Origin of the sequence: Pyxidicoccus caerfyrddinensis (genome assembly GCF_010894405.1) — a bacterium.
In the GTDB taxonomy this organism is placed as follows: domain Bacteria; phylum Myxococcota; class Myxococcia; order Myxococcales; family Myxococcaceae; genus Myxococcus; species Myxococcus caerfyrddinensis.
Window position 1 is genome coordinate 552,629 of sequence record NZ_JAAIYA010000007.1, and the last position, 9,874, is coordinate 562,502.

Genomic DNA, 9,874 nt, shown 5'->3' on the forward strand with positions numbered 1-9,874 from the left:
ACGCGCACCCATGTGGCATGGGAGCCCCGGGGTCTGTCTGCCCCGACCGGGGGCGTTGCGGACCCCTTGCTCGCCGTTCGCGGTGCGGTGATGCTGGAGGTGTTGTTCGGTCAACGCGGGAGCGCGGGGAGAGACCCGCCGCCTCCCCACCCTGGGAGTCGGTGTGCCGTGAAGCCAAAGGTTCTCATCGTCGAGAACTCGTGGACGATGCGCGAGACGCTGCGTCTCCTGCTGTCCGGCGAGTTCGACTGCACCACGGCAGCCGACGGTGAGTCGGGGCTCGCACAGGCGCTCGCCCACCCTCCGGACGTGCTGCTGTCCGATGTGAACATGGACGGAATGGACGGCTACGAGCTGTGCCGCCGCTTCCGCGCCGAGCCGACGCTGAAGGACATCCCTGTCGTCTTCGTCAGCGGCTACCCGCCCCGCGAGCTAGGCCCCCCGGACCAGCCCCGGCCGGACGTGTACCTCGTCAAGCCGGTGAAGCCGCCGCTCCTCATCGCCCAGCTCCACGCCCTGCTGCGCAGGGACGGGGGTTTCCCTCCTCCCGCCCAGGCCATGGGCCGCAAGGTCTGACGCGAAGGCCGTTTCAGCTGCCCCGGTAGGTGGAGTAGCCGAAGGGGCTGAGCAGCAGCGGCACGTGGTAGTGCTCCTCCGGCGCGGTGAGCTCGAACACCACCGTCACCGACGGGTAGAAGCCCTTCACTCCCTGCGCGCGGAAGTACACGCCCGTGTCGAAGGACATGCGGTAGACGCCCGGCTCCACGCGGGCGCCCTGCGGCAGGAAGTCGCGCACGCGGCCGTCGTCGTTGGTGACTCCGCGCGCCAGCTCCTTCCAGGTGCCGCCGGGGCCCTGGAGCTCCAGTGAGATGGGGACGCCGGAGGCCGGGCGACCCCGGTGCGTGTCGAGGACGTGGGTGGAAAGAGTGCTCATGACGCCAGCAGCTTCTCCAGTCGGATGCGGGTGATTTTCGCCTGCTCTTCGGCGGCGATGCGCAGCTCCTCGTCCGGCGCGTTGTCCAGGCGTGCGCGCAGCAGGCCCAGCATCTCCGCCGCGCTCTTCCCGGTGGCGCACACCAGGAAGATGAAGCCGAAGCGCTTCTCGTACTCGGCGTTGCCCTCGGCCAGCCCCTGCAGCACCGCCTCGTCCGCGCCACTCACTCCGCCCTGCTCCTGCGAGGACCAGTTGGCGGTGGCGGCGAACTTCGCCCGGAGCTGAGACACGTCACCGATGCGCGGGTGGTGCGTGAAGGCCTCGCGCCAGTCCTCCGGCCCCGTCTGCTTCCAGAGCCACGCGGCCTCCGCGAACAGGTGCTCCGCGTCCCGGAAGGGCCGCGACCGCACCATGCCGTCCGCCCAGCGCGAGGAACCGCAACAGCGCATCAGCTCCGCGCGGGCCTCCGACGCCAGCAGCTTGTTGAGCCGCTCGAGCGCGCTCATGCCGGCCGCCCGTGCACGCGCAGCCGGCTGACGCCGCCGTCGGGGAAGATCTTCAGGCGCACGTGGGTGAAGGGCCCCTGCGCGCGCAGCTCGGACTCGTAGAAGTGCCGGTGGTCCGCCTGCAGCTTCGTGCGCGGCAGCAGCTCCGTCCACGTGATGTCGTGCGCGTTGGCGAAGTCCACCACCGGCTCGCGCAGGTAGCAGCCCTCCAGCGACGCGGACTCCGGGAAGTTGCCCTTGTAGTGCGCGGTGTCCACCTCCACCTTCTGCACGGTGCCCGGCACGGCGAGCTTCACCACAATCCAGTCGAAGCCGGGCAGCGTCCGCTTGCGGCGCGTCTCCCAGCCCTCGCCCATGTTGGCCGCGCGGCCCGGGAGGATGAGGTTGTCCTTGCCGCCGAAGAAGGCGTCGTTGAAAGCCACCACCGTGCCGCCGTGCTCCGCCGCCGCCAGGTCCACCGTGCCATTCGCGCGCGTGAGGCGCTCGAAGTCCGGCCGCACCTCGCCGTGCACGCGCAAGCGCGCCACGCCGCCGTCCGGGTAGATGTTGAGGCGCAGGTGCGTCCACCGCTGCTCGCTCGCAATCGGGAACAGGTTGCGCGAGCCGCCCTGCAGCCGCAGCTGCGGGAGGATGCGCGTCCACTTCGCGTCCACCAGCGACTCGGCCGTGGGCGAGCCTTCCACCTCCAGCGCGTCCACCGAGGCGAACTCGGGGAAGTTGCCGAGGAAGTGGTTGGTGTCGATGTCCACGCCGCGCACCACGCCCGGCAGGCCGAGCTGGAGGATGCACCAGTCATGGCCCGGCACGCGCTTGCGGCGCGACTCCCAGCCGTCCATCCACTTGCCCTGCTCGGTGTACTTGCCGGGGATGAAGACGCCCCGGCCGGGCTTCAGGAGGTTCTCCTTGCCCGCGAAGAACTCATCACTGGCCAGCAGGGCCCGGCCGCCGACGTGCTCGGCCGCGAGGTCGATGAGCTCGGTGAAGCCAATGCGCAGTTTGCCCTCTTCGGGTGCGTGCATGGTGTGTCTGTCTCCAGGTGTCCTGAGTGTTTCAGGCAGTGACACGCGCCGCGACGGGGCGGCGCACCCAGCGTCCAACCGGGCGCGGCAACGGCTGGCCGCGCTCGTGAATCTTCATCCCCCGCAGGAACGTCATCTCCACCACGCCCATCAACGACCGGCCCGCGTAGGGGGTTATCGGATGACGGTGTAGCAGGCGCGAGGGCTCCACGGTGAAGGAAGCCTCCGGGTCGAACACCACGAGGTCCGCGTCCGCCCCGGGGGCCAGCGTGCCCTTCACGCCGGCCAGTCCCACCAGCTTCGCGGGGGCCTCGCACATCCACCGCGCCAGGTGCTCCAGCCCCAGGCCGCGCTTGCGCGCCTCCGTCCACACCGCCGGCAGGCTGAGCTGCAGGGAAGCAATGCCGCCCCACGCCGCGCCGAAGTCCCCCTTCTCCAGGTGCTTCAGTGCCGGCGTGCAGGGCGAGTGGTCCGACACCACCAGCTCGATGTCCCCCTGCGCCAGCCCGGCCCACAGCTTCTCGCGGTTCTCCGACTCGCGGATGGGTGGCGCGCACTTGAAGTGGGTGGCGCCGTCCTCGATTTCCTCCGCCGTGAAGGAGAGGTAGTGCGGGCAGGTCTCCACCGACATGTCCAGCCCCTCGCGGCGGGCGTCGCGAAGAATGGGCACCGCGTCCGCGGAGGACAGGTGGACGATGTGCACGCGGCCGCCGTGCTTGCGCGTCAGCTCCACCATCATCCGGATGGCGTCGTTCTCCCAGCGCTTCGGCCGGGAGTCCAGGTAGCCGCGGTACGTGCGCGGATTCGCGTCCGGCGGGGCCCGGCGCACCGGCGACTCCAGCTCCGCGTGGACGATGAGCGGCACGCCCCGCCGCGCCAGCACCGGCATGGCCACATCCAGCACCGCGCGGTCCGCGTGGGGAAACTCATCCACGCCCGAGGGGCACAGGAAGCACTTGAAGCCGGCGACGCCCGCGTCGATGAGCGCCTCCAGCTGGTCCGCGTTGCCCGGAATCACCCCGCCCCAGAAGGCGTGGTCCACCTGGCAGCGCCCCTCCGCGGTGCGCGCCTTGAGCAGCAGCGCGTCCAGCGTGGTGGTGGGCGGCAGCGAGTTGAGCGGCATGTCCACCACGGTGGTGATGCCGCCGGCCGCCGCCGCGCGCGTGGCCGTCTCGAAGCCCTCCCACTCGGTGCGGCCGGGCTCGTTGATGTGCGCGTGGCTGTCCACCACGCCGGGCATCACCACCTTGTCACCCACGTCCGTCACCGGCAGGCCCGCGGGAATCTCCGAGGGAGACACCACCGCAGCCACCTTCCCGTCCTTCACCACCACCGCCGCCTCGCGCAGGCCTCCCGGTGCCAGCACCCGCCGGCTGCGCAGCACGAACTGCTCTCCACTCATGGCTCGAATTCCTTCTCGTCGTAGCGTTCCAGGGACTCGAAGAACGCGTCCCGGTCATCCAGGTAGAGCTGCCGCGTCACCCCGCCCACCAACCGGGGCAGGCCGTACTTCATCCCGGAGATGCTGGCCCCGCCGAAGCCCAGCGACAGCAGGCAACCGAAGGTGAAGTTGAAGATGGACGACAGGTGCGGCGCGCGGCCCGGCTGCTTCTCCTGCAATTCGAAGTGCTCGCCCAGGTACGGGTGGCGCAGCAGGTCCGCGTGCTCCTGTCCCTTCGGCGGGGTGAAGCGGTCCTTCCACAGCGCGATGTCCTGGTGCAGCAGCGCCAGTTCCGGGCGCAGCGACAAATCCGTCACCGTGCCGCTGCCGACGATGAGCTTGTCGAAGGTGAACTGCCCCTGGGGCGTGCGGACGAGGGCCCGGCCGCCGGCTTCTTCGGCGGAGAGCCACGGGCTGCCGCCGTGCAGGTGGAACTGGGGGAAGGTGCGGGCGCGGCGGAACGTGTCCGCGGGCGGTAACTGCCCCATCTCCATGATGCGGTGGATGAAGCGCCAGCGGTCCGCGTCCGGCAGGTCCGCGTGGTGCTTGAGGAAGCCCACGAACTCCGCCCAGCGGTACGGATTCACGTTGGGCAGCGACTTGCGGCGGTAGAACAGGCGCACCTCGGCGGCGCCGTGCTCCAGCGCCACCGCCGCGTTGTCGAAGGCGGACGCGCCCGCGCCCAGCACGCCCACGCTCTTGCCACGCAGGGCCTCGAAGTCGATGTCGTCGCGCGTGTGGGCGTACAAGTCACGCGGCAGGCCGGCCACCACCGACGGCACCTCCCAGCGGCCCGAGCCGTCGATGCCGGTGGCCAGAACGACCTTGCGCGCATACAGCACGCCCGCGTCGCCCTCTCGGGTGTGGTGGAGGGGAGCGACGAAGCACTCCTCCTCCGCGCGCCAGGCCAGCGCGCCCACCCGCGTGCGGCAGCGCACCGGAATCTCCAGCGTGCGGCGGTACCAGTTGAGGTAGTCCGCCCACATCTCCTTGGGGACGCGCTCCACCTCCTGCCACGCGGCCTCGCCGTGCTGCGCCTCGTACCAGGACTGGAAGCAGAGGTTGGGGAGGTTGTGGTCCGGCCCGGTGAGGTGCTTGGGCGTGCGCAGCGTGTGCATGCGCGCGAAGGTCTTCCACGGCCCCGCGAGGTCCGGCTCGCTGTCGTCCACCACGAGCAGGTTGGTGACGCGCTCGCGCATCAGGCCGAAGGCGGCGGTGAGGCCGCTCTGCCCGCCGCCGATGACGAGCACGTCCAGCACCGGCTGCCCGGCCCGCGTGCAGCGGGGCAGCACCCACGGCCGGCGGGGGTACTCCAGCCGCTCCAGGTCCTTGCGAATCGCGTCCTCCAGCGCGGACAGGCCGGGGGCCGACGGAAGCTCGGGGCTGCGGGGCAGGATGCGCATGCCGCACATCGTACCCGTGCATAGAGTCCATCAGCCAATGTCACCCGTACGACAGGGGGCTCCTGGAAAATCCAGGGGTTCCCGACACAGCCCGCCTGCTTCCCCGCTGCCCTGGCCGGGTGGGTTGGTTATGCTCCCCTGCCCTTAGTTTCCGCCCCGAGGTTCGCCCGCGTGATCAACGCCACCACCCGCGTCCCGGCTCCGAAGAACGAGCCCGTCCTTTCCCACGCGCCCGGCTCGCCCGAGCGCCGCGAGCTGCAGGCCACGCTCAAGCGCATGAGCGCCGAGCAGATCGAGATTCCCGTCCTCATCGGTGGCAAGCACGTGCGCACCGGGAAGACGGACACCGTGCGCATGCCGCACAAGCACTCGCACGTGCTCGCCACGCTGCACGAGGCCGACGCCGGCACCGTGGAGCAGGCCATCCAGAACTCGCTCTCCGTGAAGGAGGACTGGGCGCGCATGCCGTTCCAGTCGCGCGCCGCCATCTTCCTGCGCGCCGCGGAGCTGCTGGCCACGCGCTACCGCCCCATCATCAACGCGGCCACCATGCTGGGTCAGTCCAAGACTGCCCACCAGGCGGAAATCGACGCCACCTGCGAGGCGGTGGACTTCCTCCGCTACAACGTCCACTTCGCCGAGCAGATTCTGGCCATGCAGCCGGAGAACGCGCCGCAGACGTGGAACATGACGGACTACCGCCCGCTGGACGGGTTCGTCTTCTCCGTCGCGCCGTTCAACTTCACGTCCATCGCCATGAACCTGGCGGTGGCCCCGGCGCTGATGGGCAACGTGGTGCTCTTCAAGCCGTCCAACACCGCCGCCTACAGCGCCTGGTACATCATGGAGCTGCTGCGCGAGGCGGGCCTGCCCGACGGCGTCATCAACATGCTGCCGGGTGACGGCCCCACGGTGGGCAACCCCGTGCTGGCCAGCCCGCACCTGGGCGGCATCCACTTCACCGGCTCCACGCCCACGTTCAACGCGATGTGGAAGACGGTGGGAGAGAACATCTCCAAGTACAAGCAGTACCCCCGGCTGGTGGGTGAGACGGGCGGCAAGGACTTCATCGTCGCCCACGCGTCCGCGGCGGACGACGTGGAGGCGCTCGCGGTGGCCATCGTCCGCGGCGGCTTCGAGTACCAGGGCCAGAAGTGCTCCGCGCCCAGCCGCATCTTCGTCCCCGAGTCCATGTGGCCGAAGCTCAAGCCCCGCCTCCAGGCGCTCATCAGCGAGATTCGCATGGGCGACGTGACGGACTTCCGCAACTTCATGGGCGCCGTCATCGACGAGCGCTCCTTCAAGAAGACCTCCGGCTACATCGACCTGGCCAAGAGTGACAAGGACGCCACCGTCGTCGCCGGTGGCGAGGTGGACCGCAAGGAGGGCTGGTTCATCAAGCCCACGCTGGTGCAGCTCGCGGACCCGAAGCACCGCATCATGCGCGAGGAAATCTTCGCGCCCGTCGTCGGCCTGCACGTCTACCCGGATGCGAAGTACGTGGAGACGCTGCGCGAGGTCGACCAGGCCGCCTCCTACGCCCTCACCGGCGCCGTCTTCGCTCGGGACCGGAAGGCCATCGACACGGCGCTGAGCGAGCTGCGCCAGGCGGCGGGCAACTTCTACATCAACGACAAGCCCACGGGCGCGGTGGTGGGCCAGCAGCCCTTCGGCGGCTCGCGTGCGTCCGGCACCAACGACAAGGCGGGCTCGGCGCTCAACCTGCTGCGCTGGACGAGCCCCCGCACCATCAAGGAGAACTTCGTGCCGCCCACGAAGGTGACCTATCCCTTCATGGACAGCGACCCACACGAGGGTGCCATCTGAGGAGCGTATGAGCGGTCCATTCCCCGGCATCGCCGGCCTGGACATGTACGCGCTGGTGGACGGCGGGTGCCGCGTGGAGGTCATCCCCTCGCGCGGCGCCCTCGTCACGCGGATGACGGTGGATGGCGACGAGGTGCTCTACCTCGACGAGGCCACCGTCGCCGACCCGGCGAAGAACGTGCGCGGCGGCATCCCCGTCCTCTTCCCCATCGCCGGACCCCTGCCGGGGGACACGTACCCCGCGGAGCGCCAGACGTACTCGATGCCGCAGCACGGCTTCGCGCGACGGCTGCCGTGGAAGGTGCGGCAGGCGGAGGAGTCGCTGCTCGTGGTGGGCCTCTCTTCCAGTGAAGAGACGCTGCGCCAGTTCCCCTGGGAGTTCGACGCGCAGCTCACCTTCTCGCTGGTGGGCACGCGGCTGACGCTCGACTTCGACGTGGAGAACCGGGACAGGCGGCCGCTGCCGCTGCACCTGGGCTACCACCCCTACTTCCGGGTGGCGGAGGCGATGAAGGCGCGCGCGACTGTTGAGACGAACGCCACGCACGCCTGGGACAACCGCCTCAAGCGCGAGGTGCCCTTCACCGGGCTGGACCTCACGCGCGACGAGGTGGACCTGCACCTGAGGGACCACTCGGGCCCGGGGACGAAGCTGGAGCGCGGGCCGGGGAGCCGGCCGGTGCACCTGTCCTGGAGCCCGGAGTTCCGCCTGCTCGTGGTGTGGACGCTGAAGGGCAAGGACTTCGTCTGCGTGGAGCCCTGGACGGCGGCGGCGGGTGCGCTCGCTACCGGTGAAGGGTTGCTGCACGTGCAGCCCGGTGAGCGGGCGTCGCTCGCGTTCGATATCGAGGCGTAAGCGCTGGCCCCCCGGTGTGTCGACCGGGGGGCGCGCCGGGCGCTGGAGCCTCCACCCGCCCGTCTCGGCTTGCTCCTGGGAGTGGGCGTCCCCAGCGGTTGCCTTGAAGGCCACCAGCACGGGAGCGCGCCATGTCCACGGTCAGGTCCATGCAGTCACACGGAGGGGGACGGGTGCCGGTCGCCTGGGTGCTCGCCATGCTCGTGCTGGGCGTGGCGTTCCCCGGCGTCGCGCGGGCCGCGGACCTGCGCACCGGGGACAAGGTGGTGGTGGGCGCACAGGAGGTCATCAACGATGACCTGTATGTCTTTGCCAAGGAGGTGGATATCCAGGGCACGGTGCGCGGCGACGTGGTGACGGCGGCGCGGAAGGTCACGCTCCAGGGCAACGTGGAGGGCGACGTGTTCTCGGCCGCGGCGGAGACGGTGGCGAAGGGCCAGGTGGGCGGCAGCCTCCGGAGCGCCACGAATGACCTGCTGCTGGGCGCCACGGTGGGCAAGGACGCGCTGCTCGCCGGCAACCGGCTGCGCCTGCTGCCCGAGGGGAACATCCCGGGAGACCTCCTCATCGCCGGGAACTCGGTGGACGTCCGCACGGCCGTGGGAGGCGACATGCGGGTCGCCTCGCAGACAGTCACACTGGGCGCGCCGGTGCGAGGCACCGTGAATGCCGAGGTGAACACGCTGAGCTTCGCCGAGGGAGCCAGCATCGGCGGAGACCTGAGCGTCACCTCCGAGCATGCGGTGCAGGTCCCTCCTGGCGCGGTGGCGGGCAAGGTGGAGCGGATACCGGCCCACGGTCAGAGCGCGGGGAGCACCGCGCTCGCCGTGCTGTACCTGTGGGTGCGCTCCATCGTCGGGTTGTTCGCGCTGGGGCTGTTGCTGGCGCTCCTGGCGCCCCGGCTCGCGAGGAGCGCACCGGCGGTGCTGCGCGAGAGGCCCTGGCAGAGCCTGAGCTGGGGACTGGTGGCCTTCCTGGCCGCGCCCATCGCCGCGTCCCTCCTCTTCGCGGTGGGCCTGGTGGTGGGAGGCTGGTGGCTCGGCGTGTTCGTGCTGGCGCTCTACGCGTTGGCGCTGCTGACGAGCTTCCCCGTGGTGGGGATGCTCATCGGCAGGCAATTGCTGGAGCGCTTCGGCAAGCACGGCCCTTCGCTGGTGCTGGCCCTGCTCACGGGCCTCGTCCTGCTGACACTCCTGCGGCGAGTGCCCTTCCTGGGTGGGGTCGTCGCCCTGGTCACCATGTTCTTCGGGCTGGGGGCACTGCTGCTGGCCATCCGGCGCCAGCGCGGCCCCGCCACACCGGTCAGCGCTCCCGCCTGAGTCAGGATGCAGGAAGAAACGTGCGGCCCCGGCTCCACGTGGCCCAAGAGGAGTGCCACCTCCACGAGGCCCGTCGGAGTCATCCACCAACGGCTGTGGCGCTGGCTGCGCGGGGCCGGGAGGAGTGCCGTGCACACGAGGCTCTGAGAGGTCATCCACCAACAACTCTGACTCTGGCTGCAGGAGGCCGGAAGGAGCGCCGTGCCCACAAGGCTCGGCGGAGTCGTCCACCAACGACTCTGACTCTGGCTGGGCGGCGCCAGGAGGAGTGCCGCCCCCGATGGAGCCACCGGAGTCTTCCGCCTTCGCCAGCGCGCGCCAGAGGGCTTCGGCCGACTCGCGGAGCTCCTCGCGGTACACCTCCTCGTTTCTCTCCGTCAGCACGCGCACCCACTCCGCCAGCGTGCCCCACACCAGGGCTTCGCCCACCCGGGCACAGCCCGGCACCAGCGCCCCGTCCTGCTCTCCCTTCAGCAGCACCTCGCGCACCAGGGCCCGCGCCGCACTGCCGGGCGCCAGCTGCCCTTCGACGTCCGGGTGCCGGTGCAGGAAGGCGAAGGCGAAAGGGC

Annotated in this window: 9 protein-coding genes; 4 read left to right on the forward strand and 5 right to left on the reverse strand. The window is 70.4% G+C overall.

What is annotated here, in order from left to right; translation table 11 throughout:
• The first annotated feature begins 168 nt into the window (after positions 1–168).
• Positions 169–576, forward strand: a complete 408-nt coding sequence (locus tag G4D86_RS19770; RefSeq protein WP_205519640.1) for a response regulator transcription factor — start codon at positions 169–171, stop codon at positions 574–576.
• A gap of 13 nt (positions 577–589) precedes the next feature.
• On the opposite strand, the gene uraH is transcribed toward G4D86_RS19770, so the two are convergent.
• From uraH to G4D86_RS19795, 5 genes are read right to left on the reverse strand one after another with little or no spacing between them, the layout of a single operon-like run.
• Positions 590–934: a hydroxyisourate hydrolase gene (gene uraH, locus G4D86_RS19775; RefSeq protein WP_163995523.1), complete on the reverse strand. Its 345-nt coding sequence runs from the start codon at positions 932–934 to the stop codon at positions 590–592.
• On the reverse strand, positions 931–1,440 hold the full coding sequence (gene uraD / locus G4D86_RS19780) for a 2-oxo-4-hydroxy-4-carboxy-5-ureidoimidazoline decarboxylase (protein ID WP_163995524.1): 510 nt from the start codon (positions 1,438–1,440) through the stop codon (positions 931–933). Before uraD ends, uraH begins: the two co-directional genes overlap by 4 nt.
• Complete coding sequence (alc, locus tag G4D86_RS19785) at positions 1,437–2,459, reverse strand: allantoicase (RefSeq protein ID WP_163995525.1); 1,023 nt, start codon at positions 2,457–2,459, stop codon at positions 1,437–1,439. The genes uraD and alc overlap by 4 nt, the downstream gene beginning before the upstream one ends.
• A gap of 31 nt (positions 2,460–2,490) precedes the next feature.
• Positions 2,491–3,861 (reverse strand): allantoinase AllB, encoded by a 1,371-nt coding sequence (gene allB, locus G4D86_RS19790; protein ID WP_163995526.1) that lies wholly within the window; start codon positions 3,859–3,861, stop codon positions 2,491–2,493.
• A complete protein-coding gene (locus G4D86_RS19795; RefSeq protein WP_163995527.1) occupies positions 3,858–5,303 on the reverse strand; it encodes an FAD/NAD(P)-binding protein in 1,446 nt (481 codons plus the stop codon). Before G4D86_RS19795 ends, allB begins: the two co-directional genes overlap by 4 nt.
• Positions 5,304–5,474: 171 nt before the next feature.
• On the opposite strand from G4D86_RS19795, the gene pruA reads away from it, so the two are divergent.
• The 3 genes from pruA (at position 5,475) to G4D86_RS19810 (ending at position 9,305) form a co-directional block, all read left to right on the forward strand.
• The gene (gene pruA / locus G4D86_RS19800) at positions 5,475–7,130 is read left to right on the forward strand and encodes an L-glutamate gamma-semialdehyde dehydrogenase (RefSeq protein WP_163995528.1); all 1,656 of its coding nucleotides are present in this window, start codon (positions 5,475–5,477) and stop codon (positions 7,128–7,130) included.
• Between the two features lie 7 nt (positions 7,131–7,137).
• The gene (locus tag G4D86_RS19805) at positions 7,138–7,986 is read left to right on the forward strand and encodes an aldose epimerase family protein (RefSeq protein WP_163995529.1); all 849 of its coding nucleotides are present in this window, start codon (positions 7,138–7,140) and stop codon (positions 7,984–7,986) included.
• Positions 7,987–8,117: 131 nt separating this feature from the next.
• Positions 8,118–9,305: a DUF8173 domain-containing protein gene (locus G4D86_RS19810; protein ID WP_163995530.1), complete on the forward strand. Its 1,188-nt coding sequence runs from the start codon at positions 8,118–8,120 to the stop codon at positions 9,303–9,305.
• The last annotated feature ends 569 nt before the right edge of the window (positions 9,306–9,874 follow it).

Excerpts from the sequence above, each read along its gene's own strand:
- uraH (WP_163995523.1), bottom strand. The coding sequence starts at position 934 with ATGAGCACTCTTTCCACCCACGTCCTCGACACGCACCGGGGTCGCCCG.
- uraD (WP_163995524.1), bottom strand. The coding sequence starts at position 1,440 with ATGAGCGCGCTCGAGCGGCTCAACAAGCTGCTGGCGTCGGAGGCCCGC.
- alc (WP_163995525.1), bottom strand. The coding sequence starts at position 2,459 with ATGCACGCACCCGAAGAGGGCAAACTGCGCATTGGCTTCACCGAGCTC.
- allB (WP_163995526.1), bottom strand. The coding sequence starts at position 3,861 with ATGAGTGGAGAGCAGTTCGTGCTGCGCAGCCGGCGGGTGCTGGCACCG.
- G4D86_RS19795 (WP_163995527.1), bottom strand. The coding sequence starts at position 5,303 with ATGCGCATCCTGCCCCGCAGCCCCGAGCTTCCGTCGGCCCCCGGCCTG.
- G4D86_RS19805 (WP_163995529.1), top strand. The coding sequence starts at position 7,138 with ATGAGCGGTCCATTCCCCGGCATCGCCGGCCTGGACATGTACGCGCTG.
- G4D86_RS19810 (WP_163995530.1), top strand. The coding sequence starts at position 8,118 with ATGTCCACGGTCAGGTCCATGCAGTCACACGGAGGGGGACGGGTGCCG.